Source organism: Deltaproteobacteria bacterium (assembly GCA_015233135.1).
In the GTDB taxonomy this organism is placed as follows: Bacteria; UBA10199; UBA10199; order JADFYH01; family JADFYH01; genus JADFYH01.
On sequence record JADFYH010000019.1, the window covers coordinates 32,531 to 53,961 of the forward strand.

The following is a 21,431-nucleotide window of genomic DNA, read 5'->3' on the forward strand; positions in this document are numbered from 1 at the left end:
CTTAAAGGGAATTCTTATGCACACAGCAAATCATTTATGGGCCCTTGTATTGGCGGCGGGAGAAGGTAAACGAGTACAGTCTTTAAGCCGCGATTCCCAAGGACTTGCTGTTCCCAAACAATTCTGCAGCTGGGGGACAGGTCGGAGCATGCTCCGTTGGGCCGTGGACCGGGCGATGGCCTGGGTTCCTCCCGAAAGAACTGTGGTCGTCACCGCCTTTGAACATCGACGTTGGTGGAAGCCCGAGCTGCAAGAATTTCCGGAGGAGAACATTATCGTACAACCTAAAAACCGGGGGACGGCCATTGGAATCTTGTTGCCGCTCCTGCACATTCTTCAGAGGGATCCGCGGGCGACTGTTCTTGTTTTTCCTTCAGATCACTTCGTGGAGGAAGAAGAGGTCCTGGAAGAAGCCATGGGCAAGGCCTTGCAAGAGATGCGATGGATAACAGATTCTTTTATCTTGTTCGGAATGAGTCCCAACAGTGCGGATTCAGAGTATGGTTGGATTATCCCTTCGGAAAATTCAGAAGGCCCTCTGCAAAGTGTAAACTTATTTGTAGAAAAACCAAACCAAGATCTTGCCTCAGCCCTTTTAAAAAAAGGGGGATTGTGGAATAGTTTTATGTTTGCGGCCAAAGGGAATAGCTTGCTGCGCCTCTATCTGCGGAACTTTTCAGAGTTGGTTATTTTATTATTAAAAGAATTTAAAAATCTCCCCCTGCTCTATGAAGATTTCCCCACCCTCGATTTTTCACGAGACATTCTGGAACACAACATTTCAGATTTGAGGGTGTTCCCGGTTCCTTACTGTGGATGGAGCGACTTGGGCACCCCTGAACGATTGAACGCTTATCTGTATCGGAGCCAAGAAAATCGCTATGTTTCAAGTGCCGAGATACAAATTTAAAGGTTTCACTTTACTAGCGGATAAAACTTTATAAGACATTAACAGGAAAACTTTGTCATCTCGAACGGAGTTTACGGAGTGAGAGATCCAGTGGATGCAATTGAGACACCCACTGGATCTCTCGCTTCACTCGAGATGACGCGCACTTTAATTCAAATTTATCCTGTAGCAAGAGGCCTCACATATCTCTCATAGATCTGCCGGCCATTGCCTTCTTCGGGAAGGTTACTCTCTGCCTTGCCCAGCAGAGTCAGGAAAGATTCCTCGAGATCTTTCTCAAAAAGTTTCCGAGCAAGCTGCAAAACTTTTCCGGCATACTGGAGGATCTGAACGCTTTCCAAGCCCGACAGATCATCAAAAAACCAGCCACAGCTGCTGTACATCAGCATGGCATAGCGTTGAAGCTCCAACAGTTTTAACACCGTTTTTTTCTCGGTTTCACTAATGCCTCCCCTGGCATGGCGATATAAAAACTTGAGCCACTGGGGCTCAGAGGGATCCAGAATCAAATCAATAAAATCATTCCGTGCGGCCCAGGGGTCTCGCAAAAAATGACTGGCTTCTTTTTCGTAGAGAGGAACGCAGGCATCTCTCAAGTAGTCGAGTGCCTCTCGCAGAGGGGCACGCCAGCCCTGATTCCAATCCGCAGATCCCCCGCCGCTGTTACAGCCACAGTCTGCACGCCAGCGCTCGATGCCATGACTGCAACTCCAGGAAGTATTTTCAACAATTTCTACTGTATCCGTGGGAGGAAATTTTTCCAGATACTCCGCATAATTGGTGATCTGGGCCACTTGCCGGGCTTCAATCCAGTCCATCGCATAAGCCAGGGCCATTTCTCCAAAGCGATGATGATGGCCATAAGACTCTCCATCCGTCGCCAGATGCAGTAACTCCGCTTTTTCGGAGTCTTCGGAGAATGCCGAAATCAAACGCTGTGCAAAATGATCTCCATTCGAAAGCAGATTTTCAAAGGCCACGGCCTTGGAAATGGAGGCCTCGTAGAAAAATAAAGAGATGCTTTTTCCTGAGGGAAACTTGAGCAGATAAGGAGTTTTTGAATCCATTTCTCCCCCTTCGGATTTTCGCGCCTGATGCGGAGCAAGAATCGTAAATTGAATCCCCAACTCTGCAAGCATTTCCAGACTTTCCAAATCGACTGCAGTTTCCGGCAACCACATTCCTTCGGGCCTGCGACAAAAGCGAAACTCGAAATCCCTGATCCCCCAAAACACCTGGGTGTATTTATCTCGCGCATTTGCGAGAGGCATAATCAAATGATTATAAGCCTGAGCTATGGCGTTTCCATGCCCGGAAAACATTTTTTGGCTCTCTTGATCGGCCTGTAAAATTGCCTGATAAACTTTAGGGGCTTTTTTTTGCATCCAGCAAAAAAGGGTAGGACCAAAATTAAAACTCATCTTCTCAAAGTTGTTTACGGTCTTTAAAACATGCCCTTCTTCATCTAGAATTCGAGCGACTGTATTAGGAGCATAGCACTCCGTCGTGATACGCTCATTCCAGTTGGGATAAGGCTTTGCCGAGGCTTCCACTTCGATTTCTCCCGACCAGGGATTCTCGCGGGGAGGTTGATAGAAATGGCCATGGATGCAAATAAATCGCTTCATAAATTCCTCCATAACTGCTCAGGTAGCCCTTCCAATTGCTGCGGAACTCGCAACTATTTGAAGGTGACGAAAATAAAAATTGTGTCACCCCCGAGACATCGGGGGCCCATTTGTATTTTTTCTCAAGGATTGCTCGGCAGTCCTCGCAATTTCCAGGGCTACCTGAGCAGTTGCATTTCTCTTTAAAAATAAACATCCCAAAGGAGGAAGCGTGAGGGAAAGTAGAAGGGATTCTGTTTTTACCTCTCCCAGATTTCCCAGCCCACTTCCCCCATATTCTTGGGCATCGCTATTGAGTAACTCTCTCCAACATCCATTTTTTGGGACTCTCAGCGGATAATGAAAACGAGGCAGCGGAGTAAAATTAAAAATGGCCAAAATAGAATCTGCCGGATTTTGGGTCTTTCGGATAAAGCTCAAAACACTTTGTTCCGCATCGTCACACTCCATCCATTCAAAACCTTGCGAGTCGCAATCGAACTCGTGCAGGGCCTTCTCTGCGCGATAGAGCCGATTCAAATCCTGCACCCAGCGCTGAATTCCCTGATGGGGAAGCTCCTGCAGTAATTGCCATTGCAGGGCCTCGTCGTGATTCCATTCTTTGCCTTGACCGAATTCTCCGCCCATAAACAAAAGTTTCTTTCCGGGTTGCGCATACTGATAGGCAAGCAGCAGGCGCAGGTTGGCCAATTTCTGCCAGGCATTGCCGGGCATTTTCGAAAGGAGTGAGCCTTTGCCATACACTACTTCATCGTGAGAGAGCGGCAGACAAAAACTTTCCTGATGGGCATAGAGCAGACGAAAAGTAAGATCTTGATGATGGTATCTGCGATGGACGGGATCTTTCGATAGATAGCAAAGTGTATCATGCATCCAGCCCATGTCCCATTTGAGCCCGAAGCCCAAGCCCCCCAAATGAGTCGGACGAGATACCCCTGGCCAGGAGTTGGACTCCTCCGCAAACATCTGCACCTCCGGGTAAAAACGATAGACCACTTCGTTTAAACTTCGCAAAAAAGAAACCGCCTCCAGATTTTCATTGCTTCCATGAACATTCGGAATCCATTCACCCTCCTTTCGGGAATAATCGAGATGCAGCATCGAGGCCACCGCATCCACCCGCAGGCCGTCGACATGATATTGGTCAAACCAGAATAGGGCAGAGTTGATCAAAAAACTCTTCACCTCGTTTCGACCATAATTAAAAATGCAGCTCTTCCAATCGGGATGAAACCCTTGTCGTGGATCTTCGTGTTCAAAAAGGGCAGTGCCGTCAAAAAAAGCAAGGCCATGCTCATCGTTCGGAAAATGGGAAGGCACCCAATCTAAAATTACCCCGATGTCATTCTGGTGCAGGGTATCGATCAGAAACATAAAATCCTGGGGCGAACCATAACGGCTGGTCGGCGCAAAATAAGAAGTGGTCTGATATCCCCAGGAGCCGTAAAAAGGATGTTCCATCAGCGGCAGAAATTCCACATGAGTAAACCCCATCTTTTTTACATAGGCAGTCAAGTGGGTGGCCAGCTCGCGGTAACTTAAAAATTGATTTTCTGCCTTTCTTTTCCAGGAACCCAAATGCACTTCATAAATGGAGAGGGGTGCCTGAAGGGAATTTTTCTCAGCCCGATTTTTCATCCAGACTTGATCCTTCCAGCAATAATCCAGATTCCAGATCTTTGAAGCCGTTCGGGGAGCAAGTTCAGCGGCAAAGGCAAAAGGGTCGGCCTTTTCCGCCTGATAGTGATTGTGACTGGAATAAACGGCATACTTATAAAGTGTGCCCTCTTTTAAATGAGGGACAAAAACACTCCAGAGACCTGACTGTTCCAAAGACTGCAAAGGACATCGTCTCGAATCCCAGCCATTAAAATCCCCGATCAGGAAGACGCGTTCTGCATTGGGCGCCCAGACGGCAAAATGAATCCCTTCCACACCCTCTTGAAGCAGCGGGTGACTCCCCAATTTTTCGTAGAGATGAAAGTGCGTGCCTTTGTTAAAAAGAGAAAGGTCTTCTGGAGTGATGAAGTTGTCTTTATTCATAGACCAACTCCAAATGATTTCTCAGCCCGTTGACTTCCCAAAGCAAGGCAAGCAACTCGGGCAGTTGAAAAAACTCTTCCATCGAATAGCGCATCTTTCGAGACCAATTGCGGGCATCCCTTGTGCCCGGACTATTTTGTGCTTCCTGCTCCAGCCAAAGATCTTCCAGATTAATTAAAAGCATCGCCGCAGAACTTTCACTCAAATAGGACAAATACTTCAAGAGCGCTTCCTGGGCATTTCCTCGATCTTTCCAAAATAAGGCAAAGGGACGCATGTCATAGGTATTCAGGCTGGCCACCGAATCCGAGGGAACAGCGGCAGGCTCATCTTTTTCTTGGAATTCGCCTTGCAGTACATAAGATCTGAAAATCCCCCGCTGTTTCATCATGGGCCTTAACTCCGCGGGCACAGTGCCCAAATCTTCCCCTACCAAAAGAGTTTGGGTACGATGAGATTCCAGACATAAAATTGCATACAATTCCTCAGTGGGATAAGACACATAACAACCCTCTGTGGCGGGAAAACCATGAGGGATATAATAAAGCCGATGCAGTCCCATCACATGATCGATACGCAGCAGGCCGGCAACTTGCATGACCTGCCGCAGACTTTCTATAAAATAACGATAGCCTTGCTCCCGTATTTTTTGGGGGTGCAGAGGCGAAAAGCTCCAATTCTGACCTTGCGAAAAAAAGGCATCGGGAGGGGCCCCCACTGAAACCCCGCGTACAAAGCTTTCTTCTTCTCGCCAGGCATCATAACCCTGAGGATGAACCCCCAAGGGAAAATCGAGAAACAAATCCAGGCCCTTTTGACGCGCATTTTGAGCCAGCGCCTGCACCTGCTCCTGGGCCAGCCATTGCACATAAAGATGATACTGTTCGATTTCTTCCGGGTAATCCCCCTGCTGAACTCTTCCTTCCCTCAACTGAATGGGCCACTCCGTCCAAGAAGACTTTAATTTTTCGTGCAGGGCCCGAAATTGGGCATAGTCTTTCAGGCGAGGATGCAGTTTTAAATATTCCTGAAATTGATTTTGCCGGGCCGAAGTCTCTTTAAAAAAATAGCGCGCCAATTCTGCAAGCACTTTTTGTTTGAGAGACATCTGCGTCACATAATCCACTCGAGGACTGTTTCGAAAAACCTGGAGCTGGGTCTGAAATTCAGCAGAATTCAGGATCGCCTTTGCAGAGGCACATCTTTTAATTTCCGGAATTTTCTCCAGGTCGAGGTAAAACTCATTCCAGAAAAGTCGACTGACAGGAGAGTAAGGACTGACCGATAATGCATGATCGAAAAATGAAGCAAATAGCGGTAAAGTCGCGGCGTAAGAGCCTCCCAACGTTTGTACCCAATGGAGCAACTTTTCAAAATCCGAAAAAGTTCCTGCTCCGCTCCCCTCTTTGGAATGCAAGGCATACAGAGGCGCAAAGACGCCCCATGTTTTTTGTTCCAGATTTTTTTGAGGAATATAGGCCCGGGGAGGCGCTGAAATCAGCAACACTTCATGGCGTCTCAAAAGAGTTTCAAAAACCACACGATGATAGCCCCAGGAAAGATGAGTAAAGATTTTCAGCTGCTTCGAAAAATAAACTTTTCCTGCAAGACTCCCCTGTTCAAGGGTGGGCAGATCTTCGAAGCGAAATGACCAGGATCTTGTTTCACCCGTTTCCAAACTCAGATACACCTGGAGACAACTTGGAACTTCTTCTTTTGAGATGCGAAGTACACAACTCAAGGGACACTGAGTTTCTACTAAAATCACCGGCTCTGAAAACTGATTCCAGTACTGAAAGGGGGCTTCAAAAATGAGCCTCTCTGCCTCCTCAAAACGGGTCAAAGGGAGACCCAGAGAACGAAGCACTGAAAAAAGTGTTTCGGAAGACACTTCTCGAAGCTGTCCAAATCCATCTTCATACTCTGGAAAAATTCCATACAGCCGCGCCAAGTTCCTCAAATTCTGATGAAGCTCGTTATCCATCCGCCCATCCAATGGGATTTTTTTTTAAATAAACATGACTTTAATCATCTATAAATTATTCTTATTTTTCTAGGTTCCCCCAAAGGGGTGAGTGTGTATTCATGAATACCGTGGCCTATTTTTCGATGGAGATCGGACTTCGCTCAGAGATGCCCACTTACTGCGGGGGCTTGGGTGTACTGGCGGGAGACACTTTGCGTGCCGCTGCAGATCTTGGAATTCCAATGCTGGGGGTGACTTTGCTTCATCGTAAAGGTTATTTCAAACAAAGTTTCGATGCCCAGGGAAATCAAGTTAAAAAACCCTATGAATGGAATCCTGAAAATTTTTTGGAACAACTCCCCGTAAAAGCCACTCTTTCGCTTCAGGATCGAAGCATCACACTTTGCTGCTGGCGTTTTTTAATTCAGGGAGTCTCTGGGCATAGTATTCCTGTCTATCTTCTGGACACCCAGCTTGCCGAAAACAATGCCTTTGATCAAACACTCACGGATCATCTTTATGGAGAAGATGATTATTACCGCTTATGCCAGGAAGCCGTATTGGGTTTGGGGGGCATTGCCATGCTCCGTCTTCTTTCAGACAAGAGAAGCTATTCCTATCATATGAACGAAGGGCATTCGGCCCTACTCACCCTGGCGCTTCTGGAGGAAAAAATTCTGGAAAGAAAAACTGGGCAACTGAGCGACGAAGACAAGGAAGCCGTTCGCCAGCAGTGTGTCTTCACCACTCACACGCCAGTTCCTGCCGGACACGATCAATTCCCTTTGGAAATGGTAGAAAAAGTTTTAGGAAAAGAACACAGCTCCAAAATTTCTGAAACCCATTGTTGCCTCAACAGAACTTTGAACATGACTTATCTGGCTCTTTATTTTTCCCGTTACATTAATGGCGTAGCACTTCGACACGGCGAAATCTCCAGGGGGCTTTTTCCGCAGTATCCGATCAACTCCATTACCAACGGCATTCACTCGGGAACCTGGATTTCAAAGGCCTTTGCCCAGCTTTTTGACGCTCGTATTCCCGAATGGCGGCACGATAACATTTACCTTCGTCATGCCATCGACATTCCACTGAGGGACATTGAGCAGGCCCATCAGGACTCGAAAGATCTCTTGTTTACAGAAATCGAAAAAAGAAGTTCTGTACATTTGAATCCCCGCATATTCACGATTGGCTTCGCCAGGCGAGCCACCGCCTATAAAAGAGCGGACCTCTTGTTCACCGACCTGGAACGTCTTAAGAGAATTGCAATCCATATCGGCCCTTTTCAGATTCTCTACGCCGGCAAGGCTCATCCTCACGATGAAGGAGGAAAAGCGCTGATCCGAAAAATTTTCAAAATTAAAGAAGATTTAAAACAAATTATTCCCATTCTTTATCTCGAAGATTATGACATGGCTCTTGCCCAAAAACTTTGTGCTGGCGTAGACCTCTGGCTCAACACCCCACAGAAACCTCATGAAGCCTCTGGCACCAGCGGAATGAAAGCCGCCCTGAATGGCGTCCCCAGCCTCAGCGTGCTGGATGGATGGTGGATTGAAGGCCATGTCGAGGGAGTCACAGGATGGTCGATTGGTGAAAGTTCAGAACCGGAGAATGATGCCGTGAAAGAAAGCGATTTTTTATACGATAAACTGGAGCAAAAGATTCTGCCCCTCTTCTATGGCCATCCCCAGGCCTATGCCAGGGTGATGCGTTCTGCGATTGCCCTCAATGCCTCCTTTTTCAACACGCAGCGCATGGTGATGCAATACATGAGAAATGCCTACCGTTTGGACGACCACTAAAAGCCCTTCGACATCCCCAAAGAAATACGATACTAAAAACCCTCATGACTACCCAAAATCACATCCTCATCTTCTGCGACGGAGCCTGCTCCGGAAACCCGGGCCCTGGCGGCTGGGGCGCTATTGTCTGTCTTCCCTCTGAAGAAGTTTTTGAATTGGGTGGAGCAGCCTCGAACACCACCAATAACCAGATGGAACTCAGTGCCAGTATTGCGGCCTTAAAAAGTATTCAAGATTTGGATGGCCCCGTAAAACTTTGCACCGATTCCACTTACGTGATTCAGGGAATCACGAAATGGATCTATGGCTGGCTGCAAAAAGACTGGAAAACTGCGGAAGGAAATGAGGTTTCCAATCGCTCCCTTTGGAAACAACTCTTTCAAGTTGCTTCAAAACGAAAAGGCGAAAATAAAATCAGCTGGCATTATGTGCGCGGTCACATTGGCATTGCGGGCAATGAACGCGCCGATGAAATTGCGGTTGCTTTCTCGCAAAATAAAAACATTTCTCTTTATCGTGGTGCTCTCAAAGATTATCCCCTCTCTATTTTGGATCTTCCCGAAGATACAAGCCTACCGAATTCCTCTTCTTACAAAAAATCAAAATCCAAAGCCCTCTGTTATCTGAGCCTGGTGGGAGGAAAAGTGGAAAGACATAACACTTGGCCAGAATGCGAAGCCCGTGTAAAGGGAGTTTCCTCCGCCAAGTTTAAAAAAGCGATGAGTGAGGAAGAAGAAAAAGAGATATTGAAGAATTGGGGAGCGTAATCCTTTTCAACTTGGATTAACAGTCCCCTCCCCCTTTGAGGCATAGGTATCTACACAAGTCAGCAAGATACTAATTTTGTTACTCTTGCTGATCCCTCCCCTTAAGCTAAGGGGAGGTTAGGAGGGGTTATGAAAGATTTTGCAAATTAGAGAAGCCCTGAATTTTGCAAGGTTTTCCATAACTCCCCCAACCCCCTCTTAGCTTAAGAGGGGGAAATATCAAAAGATGTGTAGATACCTATGCCCTTTGAGGGGAGAGGGGAAAAATTTTCATGCAAAAAGTAAAACCTGAAGTCTTAAAAGAAATCAAACGCCGCAAAACCTTTGCGATTATTTCCCATCCCGATGCGGGAAAAACCACCCTCACCGAAAAATTGCTTCTGTTCGGAAACGCCATCCACATGGCAGGGGTTGTGAAATCAAAAAAAGCCAGTCATTATGCCAAGTCGGATTGGCTGGAGATCGAGAAGCAGCGTGGCATATCGGTGACTTCCTCGGTGATGCAGTTTTCTTACGGCGGTTTTGAAATCAATCTGCTCGATACTCCCGGTCACGAAGACTTCAGCGAAGACACCTATCGCGTGCTCACCGCCGTGGATAGCGTGCTCATGATTATCGATTCTTCGAAGGGAATCGAAACACAAACCAAAAAACTTTTTCAAGTCTGTCGCGATCGCCATTTGCCCATCATGACCTTCATGAACAAGATGGATCTGGAAGGCCGCCATTCTTTTGATCTCATCGATGAAGTGGAAAAAGTATTGCAACTCCCCTGCTTTCCAATGACCTGGCCCATCGGCCAAGGATCTCAGTTTAAAGGCGTTTATGATCTGATCAAAAAACGCATTCGACTTTTTGATCCGGGTTTAGCCACACGAAATTTTACCGAAGAATTTTTTGAAGATTTGAATGATCCTGTCCTGAATGAAAAAGTGGGCGCGGAACTCATTCAAACTTTAAAAGACGAATTGGAACTTCTGAGTGGGGCGGGGCATGAATTTAGACAGGAAGATTTCCTGCAGGGCAAACTCAGTCCCGTATTTTTTGGTTCGGCCGTGAAAAATTTCGGCATTCAGGAATGCCTGGATGCCTTTCTGGAACACGCCCCCGCCCCCACTCCGCGCCCAGCGGAAGAACGCATGGTGGAACCCGATGAAGCCAATTTCACAGGAGTGGTGTTTAAAATTCAGGCAAACATGGATTCCAAACACCGGGACCGCACTGTATTTGTACGCATCTGCTCGGGAGAATTTGCGCAAGGCATGTCTGTGTATCACACGCGAGACCAACGCGAATTTAAAATCAACAACGCCATTCAATTTTTGTCTCGTGAACGAAACAATATCGACCGTGCTTACGCAGGCGACATTATTGGTATTCGTGAACGCGGCTCACTCATTATTGGCGACACTCTCACGCAAGGGGAAAAAATAAAATTCACGGGTATTCCTCAATTTTCACCCGATTTATTTTGTCGTGTAGAATTAAAAAATCCCATCAAAAATAAGCAGCTTCAAAAAGGCCTGGAGCAACTCTCCGAAGAAGGCGCCTCGCAAATTTTTCGAAAGAATTACAACAGCGAAACTATCATTGGCGTAGTAGGACAGCTTCAGCTGGAGGTCGTCAAATTTCGACTGCTCAACGAATATGGAGCCGATGCCGTTTTTGTGCCTTTGGGTTACGAATTTTCGCGTTGGTTTATCCCCAAAAATAAAAAAGTTTTGGAGTCTTTCGAAAGCCGTTATGCCTCGCATATTGTTTATGACGTGCGCGGTTTTCCCCTGATTTTGCTCAAGAGCGAATGGGAAAAAGACTATGTGGAAAAGGACAGACCGGAGATTCAGTTTTTTTCCAACCTCATCAGTTATGATCAGGCCAGGCGCATGCCAGCTTCGAATTAGGGAAAAGAAAGCCCCAAAAGCACGCAAAGCGCCCATCCTACGAATCCAACAAAAATAGGAATGGTGAGATTGTCATCCAGCTTGATAGGCAACATCTCAAAGGCAGTCGCAGTCAAAGAGAGGATGCTGGAAATCAACAAAATCTGCCACCAGAGGGTGGTCGTGCTGTGAAATAAAATATAAAAAGAACAGAAAAAGGCGACACTGAAAAAAGCGAGGGAACCTTCGATAGTTTTTTCTTTCACCCAGTGCCGTTTTCCAAAACGGATTCCGATAATCGCCGAAAGTGGATCGGCCACTGCCAGAGTAGAAATAGCCACCAAGGCAATAGGCTTTGGGAAACTGAGGATGGTGAGCAGGATGCCGATGGCATAAGGAATCATCGCCGACTCTTTTAATCTTTCTTCTGCCCTCAAAAAGAAATTCGTGAGTCCTTCGAATTTTTTTGCAATTTCCGGATAAGCCACCCGGAAACGATCGGATACGTACGCAATGCAGGCGATGGTACCCAAAAGATGTACCACTTGTGTATGACTAAACAAAAGCCAGTAAGACAAGGTGACGGCAATCCCGCTCGCCATATGTATGAAGCGTCGGCCCAGGTGCAAATCTTTTCGTGTGGCTGTAGGTGGCTCATTTTCTATCATAAAAAGACTCCTCTCAAACAAAATCCTTCCGCTTAATCTTCTCCAAAATAATTTTCTCCGGCATGAGCGGATCGCGCGGATTGACCGAAAAAAAAGATTGCTGTTCGCAACGCCGTTTATTCTGAATCAGCCAGCGTAAAATATCGGCCAGGCCTTTATTTTTTTTATCTTTAAAAAAAGGATCATTCGCCAAGGCGTCGCGAGCTTTTTTCAAGGCGCGACCTTCGGTGACATCACTTTCTTTTACTCCATAATCCGGCAAATCGTAGCGTTTGATATCCTCCGGAAGCACGCCCAGAAATTTCACTTCGGGTGCGCTGAAATCCGCATTGCGAATCAGACTAGCGGCCGAGCCTGCCTTGAGCGTACGAAAAATATTTTGTAGGGTATAGGCGTCGAGATCTCCAAAAAAGAAGCAGGGAATTTCGAGCTGATCCTGAATCAGTTTGGTCCAACCCCGAACGGCATTCGAGGGCACCCCTTGAGCACCCAGGAGGATCACAGGATGTCGCCGCGTAAAACCGCTGTTCACCAAGGTATTGGCCGTACCTTCCGATTCGACAATCAGACAAAAATCGATTTTCTTTTTGGCTTTTAATTTTAAACTTTGGGGACGATTTTTGGGTTGAAAAGGAGAAGTTCCCAGGCTGGATAAATCAATCGTCGCCTTGCTCCCGTCCGGCAAGGTTTCGGTGACCACGAGTTGCTGACTATAAGTCTGGCCTCCTCGATCGTTCGCATAACAATTCAGATCTTCGCGATAACACTCCATCATTTCACAGATGAAATCGATGATGGAATCACTTTCATCCTGATCGGCAAAGTCGAGTGGCTTCAGCGCCGCATTGTGTTTAATTTCACCTTTGGAAATGTAGTAAAGCTCACGTTTGGTGTTGGTGGCCCCCACTTCCAGATTTCGTAAAATCAACTCCAGCATAAAAATCGCCCGCGACATCTTCTGCACCGAGCTCACATTGAGTTCTGTGGAAACTTTTTTATCCCCCGCCGTCAAATAGCCCACTTTGGGACTATAAACAGAGTTGTCCAACGAACATCGGGTCGCCTGCAAAACCGGACGCCGCGCACGCTCCAGGTTGCGCAAAATGCGTTCGCACATTTCGATGGAAAGATCTTTTACGTCTACGTCGGAGGCCATAGGTTTTTCCCTTATCTTTTTAGTTCTTTCATGATTTCACAATCGACCAATAAAGACTCACCAAGCCTTTATTGAGCACCCGGCGACGCAGCAATCTGCGCGCTTTGAATACGCGATTTCAGCTGGTTTAAAAATTTTGAGTAATCGTCGCCCTGAACAAGTTTAGTCATGCTTATACTTCCTCAAAGAGGATTTTACGTAGAATTTTAGACAGTGCCTTCAATATATCAATATTTTTTAAATGACAACCGTATATTGTCAAAAATAAGTTGACGCTACAATAGATTAATGACAACTTAAAGTTGTCATTATGGACAAACCAACAACAACCATAGACTCGGTACTGCAATGGATGAAAGAGGGAGAAGGAGAATCTAGCAAGTTTAAACAAAGCCTTTCAACCGATCTTGGGAAAACCATTGTTGCTTTTGGCAACACCAATGGTGGCGTTATTTTGATTGGGGTTGATGATGAGGGGCAGCTGGTTGGATTAAAGGGGAAAAATGTTCTTCAGGATATTTCGGATGCCATTGCCGGGGTTGTTCCAGCACCCAAGGTTTCTGTAGAAGAAGTTGCTTTTGGCGACAGAAAGGTCGCCATTATTCATGTGGAAAAGGGCGCCCATCTTTATTCCTGCCGCAATGTTGTGTATATCCGCGTGGGTCGAAATAATAGACCTCTTTCCATTCAGGAAGTGATTGAAAAGGGGAGTGAAAGCCTGCGTATTTTTTTTGATGAAATGCCCTCACAGGCTAATATTGCAGCCATTGATAAGAAATTGGTCAAAAAATTTTTGAAGGTAAGAGAAGAGGTTCGTGGCGTTCGACACCCTACTCTTTCCGAAGACCGTCAGCTACAGTTGCTCCGAATTTTGAAATCTGGAAAAAATCAGCTCACACAAGGAGGCCTGCTTTTTTTTGGACGAGATCCCCAGAAATGGATCCCGCAAGCCCGTGTTCATTGTGTTCATTTTTTGGATGACGAAATGCAACGTTATACTAACCAGCGTTTTTTCGAGGGGTCACTTTGGTTAATGATGGAAGAGATTGAAACCTATCTTCGCTCTCACCTACAAAGATCGGGTGGGCAAAAAACTGGCTTTCGTCGTCTTGAAAAATTTGAATACCCACTGGAAGCCATTCGTGAGGCATTGTTGAATGCCATGATTCACAGAAATTATTTTAGTGCTGCAGACATCAAAATGTTTTTCTTTCCCAATCGTCTTCTCATTCGAAATCCCGGATCATTTCCACCGGGTGTGACCCCAGAATTGCCGGAACATCGACCCCGCAATCCTCTGTTGGCCCAGTTTTTTTATGATGTAGGTCTTGTGGAAAAATACGGAAGCGGCATCGAAACGATGCGTCGGCTTTGTGGTGACACGGCTTCTGTAACCTTGTCTTTTGATCTGAGAGAATCTTCCACTACCCTCATTTTTCAGAAAAAAGAGGGAACTGTTCAGCGAGATCTGCTGGATGAAAAAATATTAAAACGTCTCGAACAAGGAGCTGCTAGAAGTGCTGAACTTGTAAGCCTGACGGGCATTTCACGTCAGGCTGTGACAAAGCGATTAAACCGATTGCTCGTTGCTGGCACCATTCGCCGTGAAGGAAGTGGTGCTGGGGTTGTTTATTACCAGAGCTAAGAATCTTAGCCTTTGAAGTGATCACTCCCCCAAAGCCCGATGAATATCCAGCCTCAAAGTTTTAATTAATTCCTCATTCCCCATTTCTGTCAGTACACTTTGTGAACTGCCCTCCAGAATATTTTCGGCCAACTCTTTTTTGGATTCAATCAGTGCGTCAATTTTTTCTTCAATGGTTCCCCGACAGATGAACTTATGCACCAGGACATTTTTTTTCTGACCTATCCGAAAGGCCCGGTCTGTCGCCTGATTTTCCACGGCAGGGTTCCACCAGCGGTCGAAGTGAATCACATGAGAAGCGGCCGTTAAATTTAATCCTGTGCCTCCAGCTTTGACGGAGAGAATAAAATAGGGAGGTCCTTGCTCTTGTTGAAAGGCTTCTACTCTTTCTTTTCTTTTGGGGATGGGAGTTTTTCCATCCAAGCTGACTCCTCTTTTTTTGAAGAGAGAAAATAGATAATCGTCCAAAGGCCCTACGATTTCGCTAAACTGGGTGAAGATCAGAACCTTTTCCTGGCGGCTGAGGATGGGTTCACAGATTTCGGCGAGACGAAGGAATTTTCCACTTTGTTCTGCAGTATAATTTCCATCTCCCAAAAATTGAGCGGGATGATTGCAGAGCTGTTTCAAGCGCATCAAACAAGCCAAGATAATTCCTCGACGTTGAATATCATTTTTTTCTTCGCTTAATCTTTCCAAGTCTTTGCTTAAGGCCTCCACACATTGTTCGTAGAGCACGGTCTGCATTTTGCTTAAACTACAATAAGCCTTGAGTTCCGTTTTTTCAGGAAGGTCTTGAATAATCTTTTTATCGGTCTTCAATCTTCTTAAAAGATAGGGCGCAATCAAGCTGCGAAGAGGGGCGTAGGATTCTGTACTGGAAGCTTCCTGCATTTTTTTAATATAATCTTTGAAAGCCTTCGAGGAACCTAACAGCCCCGGACAAATAAAATCGAAAAGAGACCAAAGATCGGTCAAACTATTTTCCAGTGGTGTTCCTGTCAAAGCCAGGCGGATACTGCTTTTTAACTCTTTTGCGGCTTTTGTTTGCAGAGAGCCCGGATTTTTAATCGCCTGCGCTTCATCCAAAACCAGCACTCCCCAGGTGATTGTTTTTGCCCACGCGAAACGAGTGAGACCTGCATAGCTGAGTAAAATGATATCGTAAGCTTGAAGGGTTTCAGCATTCATCCTGTTCAATTCAAGGGACGAAATTTCAGAAGGATGAGCGATGAGCACTTTTAAATGCGGCGCAAAGCGCTGGACCTCGCTCTTCCAATTGGCAAGCAGGGAAGCGGGCACAACAATCAGGTTCGGAATTTTGGATTTTTCATTTTCTTTTTTTAATCCAGAAAGAAAGGCAATGACCTGCAAGGTTTTTCCCAAACCCATATCATCCGCCAAACAGCCTCCCAAGCCAAGTTGCTGCAAAAGATAGAGCCATTGTATCCCCTGCTTTTGATAAGGTCTCAGGCAGGCCTTTACCCAGCTGTCTATCTTTAATGCAGTGCTCTTTTCAGGATTTTTGAGTTGCTGCAGCCGTGCTTCCAAGCCTTTCCCCACCAGCACTTGAGACCATTCGTGAATTGCGGTTTCTGAAAAATCTTCCGCAGTTCTTCCCAAAGACACGCCCGATAAAAGCCGCATGGCTTCTGCATAAGAGAGCAAGCCTTTTGCAGCGAGACCTTGAACTTTTTTCCAATGATCCAAAGTTTCTTTTAATTTTTCAGGATCAATTTCTACCCATTGGCCTTTCAGATAATGCAAGCCTTTGGTGAGTTTTAAAATTTCATTAAATTCTTTTTCGGAAAGAGAAATTCCGTTCAAACTCAGCTCCATCGAAAAATCGAGCAGAGCGTCAGCACCTAATTTTACAATTTTATTCTCACCAATTTTCACACTCACTTGAGGCCGCGGAACTTTTTGGCTGGCCCACCAGTTGGGGACTTTCACTACCACTCCGCTTGCTTCAAATTTTGGAATCTCTTTTAAAAAAGTAAAAGTATCGCCGGCATTCAAGAGAAGTGGACGATAAATCTTCCCTTCCTCCACCCAGCGTTTTAAAAGCACACTTTTTTCGGCGGCTTTCTGAATGGGTAAAAGCAAATGCAGTAAAGTCTGATGATCTTTGGCATACTCGTCCAAGGCTTTGCCCAAGGGTTTATGTTGCACGCGTGCATCCACCGCAGAAAGGCGATCCGCATAGGTGGCCAGAAAGGCAAAAGGTTTTTGCTCATCACGTTTATTTTCTGCCAGATGAAAACAGATGCGACCGATAAGATTAAACACCGGATTTTGTTGTTTGAGATAATCTTCCAAATTTCCTGAGAAAGAAGCAAAGTCCGTTTCAAAAGCCAGCTGTAAAGAAGCCCATAGCTTTTTTAAAATTTCCAGGTTGAGATATTCTGCTCCCTGCATAGGGGGCGTTTCCAGAAGAAGGTCTTCTAAAAAATCATCGGAAGGAACAGGGATTTGTGCCGAAACAGGAAGATCTTTTTTAAAATCGGGATGTTTGCAAAGCTCTTGAAAAAAAATCTGCGAAAAAGTTCTCCAATATTTCCAGGTCGAATGCAGTTCCTCTTGAGCAAGAACTCCTCCCAAATAAAGAAGAAGGAAGCCCTCTCCTTTTTCAAAAACAGAACGAATTTTCCGCAATGCAGCCTGTGACAGTAAAGAGGAGGCTCCGTCAGATTCCAGGAGATACAAATGTCCCTGAGGACTTAAGGCGAGTTCCACTTTTTAAAGTCTCCGCTTCGTTTTCTTTTTTGCTTTTGCTTTAACTCTTATCGCTTTTATAGATTTCTTTTTTATTTTCCTGTCACTATTCTTTTCAGGCTTTTTCTCAGGCTCAGCTTTGGAACCCAGATCAATTCCGAAAATATTTTCAAGCTCACCCGTGTCAAAAGAATCGTCCGAAGAAGTTTGAATGTTTTTCTTCACATCCATTTGAGTAATCAAATCTTTCTGACTGACTTTGCGAAGAGTAAAAAGCAGCTCGGGTTTTTCATCCAAACGTATAGCCGCTCCATACAAAACCGCCGCCACATGTTTGCACATGTCTGCCCAATCGGGGCAAGAGCAGGAAAGTTTAATTTGTTTGGGATGAGGGAAAAGCCCCGTCTGCGCCTGCGTCATCACTTGCATCACAGGTTTGGAAAGTTTTCCCTGAAGCAGTTCAATTAACGAATCAATCTGCCCCGAACATTGATCCACCAAAAGCTTCCATTGGGCAGCAGGCATTGCCGTAATTGAAATCTCGATTTCATAAAGAGCGCTTCCTTGCACCAAGGCCGCAATCTTTCCTTCACTCATTTTAAGATCCAGCACCGCTCCTTGCCGCAAATACGATCTTCCCCGTGGAAGCCGATTGGAATAATCACTATAGGCTTCCAAATTTTTACACCAGGATTGCCCCCAGAAGGTGTTGGAAATTTTATTACCCTGTAGGCAAACAGGATTTAGATTCATCCCTTTTTTCTTAAGCTGGGCCAGTTTCCTGGCTGCCTTTGCTTTTTTCTCAGCAACAGGAACATAGGGTGGCCAGAAATTGTCGTAGTAACGTGCCATAAAATATCCTTTGTTTTTTTCTACCTGAATTACTTTGTATGCGCGACTTAGCTGGTTTAAAAAATTCGAATACTCGTTGTTCTGAACAAGTTTATTCATTTTAACACTCCCCCAAACAAATTTTTCACAACGCTACTCCAAACGCAATTTTTATCTCAAAAATTAAAAACAAAACCACAACTCTAGTTCAAGTGTAAACCGATAAATACCGTTGGGTGCTGTATTGGACGACTTTTTATTTGTTAACCATTTTTGATGGAGGAAATATGAAACAAAAACTGATTGGCTGTGCCGTGCTGGCATTAGCCTTGCTGGGGGGGGTGAGGCAGGGCTTTGCTCAGTGCACTATCACGACGGTTGCAGGGAATGGCAGCAATGCTTTTTCAGGAGATGGAGGACTAGCAAGCAGTGCTGAGTTAAACCATCCAGTGGGGCTTGTGTTCGATAGTACCGGCAATCTTTATTTCTCTGATGCCTATAATTATAGAATTCGAAAGATAGATACGAGTGAAACCATCACGACATTCGCAAGCAACGGCACTTTTGGCTTTTCAGTGGATGGATTTTGGGATCCAAAAGGGCTTACATTCGATCGAGAGGGAAATCTTTACATCGCTGATGGAAACAGAGTCCGAAAAGTGGATCATATTACTGGTACAATATCGACAGTTGCTGGAATTGATACTAATGATTTTTATGTTTATTCTATGTATTCTGTGGACGATGGAGGGCTAGCAACTATCACTCGGCTGTTAAACCCTTCAAGTGTTGCATTCGACAACGCCAATAATCTTTATATCGCTGAGTTGGATCATTGGGGCTCTGGTAAGAGTAGAATCCGGAAGGTAGACCATATTACTGGCATCATATCGACAATTGCTGGGAATGGTGGTTACGGTTGTTTTGGTGATTCCAGACCAGCGATCAATGCTCAATTTAGAAATCCGCAAGGGCTTGTATTTGATAGCGCTGACAATCTTTATATCCTCGATGATGGTTGCGGAGTAATTCGGAAAATAGATACAAGCGGGGCTATAACAACTGTTGCATATGGGCTGAATAACCCCTTAGGCTTTACTATCGATCGAAATGGAAATTTTTACATTGCTGAGGGTATTAGCGGGGCTAGTGGCAACAGCATAATCCGAAAGGTGCAACATGGTACTGGTATCATATCGACAGTTGCTGGTAATGGTACTACTGGTTATTCCGGAGATGGAGGGCCAGCAACCAGTGCTCAGCTAAGTCAGCCTCAAGGTGTTACGTTAGATAGTGCAGGCAATCTTTATATCGCTGACTGGGACAATTCCAGAATTCGAAAAGTAACCTGTGAATCAACTGCCCCTATTCCTAACCTCATCTACCAACAACTGCCACAGCCCATTCCCCATTTTGAACCCAGACCAATCACACCAATCACACCGATCATTAACAGCAGGCCAGTTGTACAACCGGTGCAGCAAAAAAATGTTTGGTATAATAATCTCTTTAATTTTTTTAAGAAATAATAGAGTTGCAATTCAGCAAAAAGGCAGCCCGATGGGGCTGCCTTTTTTTTTGCGCCGAATATTTTTTAAATGACAACTGTTGGCCCAGTTTTTTTATGATGTGGCCCTCGTGGAAAAATTAAGTTTATTTTCCAAGCAAAAACTCTTCAATGCTAATCCCCTCAATAAAATCTGTTTCGAAAGAGTAAGAATTAATCACTTTTAGTTTCTGTTTGGGAAATGTTTTTGGAAACCAGCCAAATTCCAGAGCATTGGCCTTCCCACGCTTTACTTCAATCCATTCCTGCTGGGGGCTGACAAAATCAATCTCATGCTCGGAAGATTGCCAGAAGCCGATGGCTTCTGGATTTGCAACATTCGCTAAAACAGAGCGCCTCCAAATTTCCTGGGCAACCAGCCATTCGAGGAATTGAGCCTGAATGTGAGGCTCCAGTTTTTCAAATTGGGAAACACTGCGAATATTGGAGGGATGAAGACAAACGGCTGCAGCCAAATTAATAAAGTGAAACTTGCAAGGTCTGCGCAAGATCAGCATCTTTTTATTTACATCCCAGGGCCAGGAAGGCAGCAGACAAAATAAATCAGAAAGCTGTTCGATATAACCACTGGCAATGGTATTATTGGCAAGCCCTGCATCACGTGCCAGACCTGCATATCCTACAGGTGTACAGGCTTTTTGAAAGAGCACCGAGAATAAATTTAACAGAGAACTGCGATTGCGACCACTTCGAATAATTTCTCCAAAAATCCAATCCCGAATGAGTTGAATAAAATATTCATGCAGTCGGCCTTCTTCATACAAATCGTTTAATGCCAGCGGAGAACCTCCCGAGAGAAGATAGGCCATCCAGGTTTTTGTTTGTAATTTTTCATGGGCCTTCGAATGAAATTCTTTGTAAGAAATGGGCAGAAAAATAAACTCGCTTCGAAGAAGTTTTCCTTTTCGACCTGGAAGACGCTCACTGCCTCGACGTAAATCCAGAGCCTTTGAACCCGTCGTCACCACCAAAACATTTTTGAGCAAGCCTTGATCGAGGGCACGTTTAAGGGCTTTTTCCCAATCGGGGATTGCCGTAATTTCATCGATGAATAGACGGCGGACCAATGCTTTTTTGGAATAAGCTTGAGAAAGCGTTTCCAGCTGATCTTTCAATGCTGCGGCATCTGCAATTTCATCCCCATTGAGATAAAAGGCCGAACCCGCACCAAATTTTTCAAGGCTTTCATAGAGCTTTAATTCCATCCAGGTACTTTTCCCATATTGCCTAGGCCCACGAAGGGTGATGAGCCCTGGTTCTGTGGGAAGTTCATCCAGACCAAAATCAAAATCAAGTTTGATTGAACTCTTTTTAAGCTCACTTCGCTTTGGCCACAGCTCGGGGTGATTAAAATTCCCTTCGATAATTTTTTGATTGAATAGGCTAACGTTCATAACGCTAGAATAGTTAACGTTATAAACGTTAGCAAGAAGAAAAAAAATAGATTCCCCTCTATCTGGTTTAAGGGCCCGCTCAAAAATAAATGTTACAACTTACTCTTATGTAATTTTCCAAACCCTCTCTCCCCCAAAGCCTGATGAATATCCAGTTTCAAAAATTTTGAGTAATCGTCGCCCTGAACAAGCTTAGTCATTCTCATATTCCCCCAAACAAATTTTTAATAACGCTACTCTAAACGCAATTTTTATCTCAAAAATTAAAAACAAAACCACAACTCTAGTTCAAGTGTAAACCGATAAATACCGTTGGGTGTTGTATCGTGCGAAATCGCAAGACAGGGACCCAGTGATCCGCAAGGATAGGGACCCACTCGGAGCGTAGCGACGGATCTTATTTTTTCTTTTTATAGGTGGGTCCCTATCGATGCAATTTGTTTTTTTCTGGGC

Annotated in this window: 14 protein-coding genes; 6 read left to right on the forward strand and 8 right to left on the reverse strand. The window is 45.1% G+C overall.

The genetic code is table 11. The annotated features are described in order from the left end of the window. The first annotated feature begins 16 nt into the window (after positions 1-16). Complete coding sequence (locus HQM15_07535) at positions 17-910, forward strand: NTP transferase domain-containing protein (protein MBF0492615.1); 894 nt, start codon at positions 17-19, stop codon at positions 908-910. Positions 911-1,068: 158 nt separating this feature from the next. Here the strand turns inward: HQM15_07535 and HQM15_07540 are convergent, their stop codons facing one another. The 3 genes from HQM15_07540 to malQ form a co-directional block, all read right to left on the reverse strand. Next, positions 1,069-2,538, reverse strand: coding sequence for a DUF3536 domain-containing protein (locus tag HQM15_07540; GenBank protein ID MBF0492616.1), 1,470 nt, complete (start codon positions 2,536-2,538; stop codon positions 1,069-1,071). Positions 2,539-2,622: 84 nt separating this feature from the next. Continuing rightward, positions 2,623-4,581, reverse strand: coding sequence for a 1,4-alpha-glucan branching protein GlgB (glgB, locus tag HQM15_07545; GenBank protein MBF0492617.1), 1,959 nt, complete (start codon positions 4,579-4,581; stop codon positions 2,623-2,625). Next, positions 4,574-6,565, reverse strand: coding sequence for a 4-alpha-glucanotransferase (gene malQ / locus HQM15_07550; protein MBF0492618.1), 1,992 nt, complete (start codon positions 6,563-6,565; stop codon positions 4,574-4,576). Before malQ ends, glgB begins: the two co-directional genes overlap by 8 nt. 101 nt (positions 6,566-6,666) lie before the next feature. On the opposite strand from malQ, the gene glgP reads away from it, so the two are divergent. The 3 genes from glgP (at position 6,667) to HQM15_07565 (ending at position 11,023) form a co-directional block, all read left to right on the forward strand. Further along, positions 6,667-8,355, forward strand: a complete 1,689-nt coding sequence (gene glgP / locus HQM15_07555) for an alpha-glucan family phosphorylase (protein MBF0492619.1) — start codon at positions 6,667-6,669, stop codon at positions 8,353-8,355. A 44-nt stretch (positions 8,356-8,399) separates the two neighbouring features. Beyond that, on the forward strand, positions 8,400-9,122 hold the full coding sequence (gene rnhA / locus HQM15_07560; GenBank protein ID MBF0492620.1) for a ribonuclease HI: 723 nt from the start codon (positions 8,400-8,402) through the stop codon (positions 9,120-9,122). Between the two features lie 272 nt (positions 9,123-9,394). Further along, positions 9,395-11,023 (forward strand): peptide chain release factor 3, encoded by a 1,629-nt coding sequence (locus HQM15_07565; protein ID MBF0492621.1) that lies wholly within the window; start codon positions 9,395-9,397, stop codon positions 11,021-11,023. Here the strand turns inward: HQM15_07565 and HQM15_07570 are convergent. Next, complete coding sequence (locus HQM15_07570) at positions 11,020-11,670, reverse strand: hypothetical protein (GenBank protein MBF0492622.1); 651 nt, start codon at positions 11,668-11,670, stop codon at positions 11,020-11,022. The two genes, HQM15_07565 and HQM15_07570, sit on opposite strands and share 4 nt — an antisense overlap. A 13-nt stretch (positions 11,671-11,683) precedes the next feature. Next, positions 11,684-12,826 (reverse strand): DNA topoisomerase VI, encoded by a 1,143-nt coding sequence (locus HQM15_07575; GenBank protein MBF0492623.1) that lies wholly within the window; start codon positions 12,824-12,826, stop codon positions 11,684-11,686. Positions 12,827-13,136: 310 nt separating this feature from the next. On the opposite strand from HQM15_07575, the gene HQM15_07580 reads away from it, so the two are divergent. Then, positions 13,137-14,471 (forward strand): putative DNA binding domain-containing protein, encoded by a 1,335-nt coding sequence (locus tag HQM15_07580; GenBank protein MBF0492624.1) that lies wholly within the window; start codon positions 13,137-13,139, stop codon positions 14,469-14,471. Positions 14,472-14,492: 21 nt separating this feature from the next. Here the strand turns inward: HQM15_07580 and HQM15_07585 are convergent, their stop codons facing one another. Both HQM15_07585 and HQM15_07590 read right to left on the reverse strand, forming a co-directional pair. Beyond that, positions 14,493-17,207, reverse strand: a complete 2,715-nt coding sequence (locus tag HQM15_07585) for a DEAD/DEAH box helicase (protein MBF0492625.1) — start codon at positions 17,205-17,207, stop codon at positions 14,493-14,495. Positions 17,208-17,210: 3 nt separating this feature from the next. After that, complete coding sequence (locus HQM15_07590; GenBank protein MBF0492626.1) at positions 17,211-18,038, reverse strand: SWIM zinc finger family protein; 828 nt, start codon at positions 18,036-18,038, stop codon at positions 17,211-17,213. 266 nt (positions 18,039-18,304) lie between these two features. On the opposite strand from HQM15_07590, the gene HQM15_07595 reads away from it, so the two are divergent. Further along, positions 18,305-19,546, forward strand: coding sequence for a hypothetical protein (locus HQM15_07595; GenBank protein MBF0492627.1), 1,242 nt, complete (start codon positions 18,305-18,307; stop codon positions 19,544-19,546). A 124-nt stretch (positions 19,547-19,670) separates the two neighbouring features. On the opposite strand, the gene HQM15_07600 is transcribed toward HQM15_07595, so the two are convergent. Next, the gene (locus HQM15_07600; GenBank protein MBF0492628.1) at positions 19,671-20,978 is read right to left on the reverse strand and encodes an ATP-binding protein; all 1,308 of its coding nucleotides are present in this window, start codon (positions 20,976-20,978) and stop codon (positions 19,671-19,673) included. Positions 20,979-21,431 lie beyond the last annotated feature (453 nt).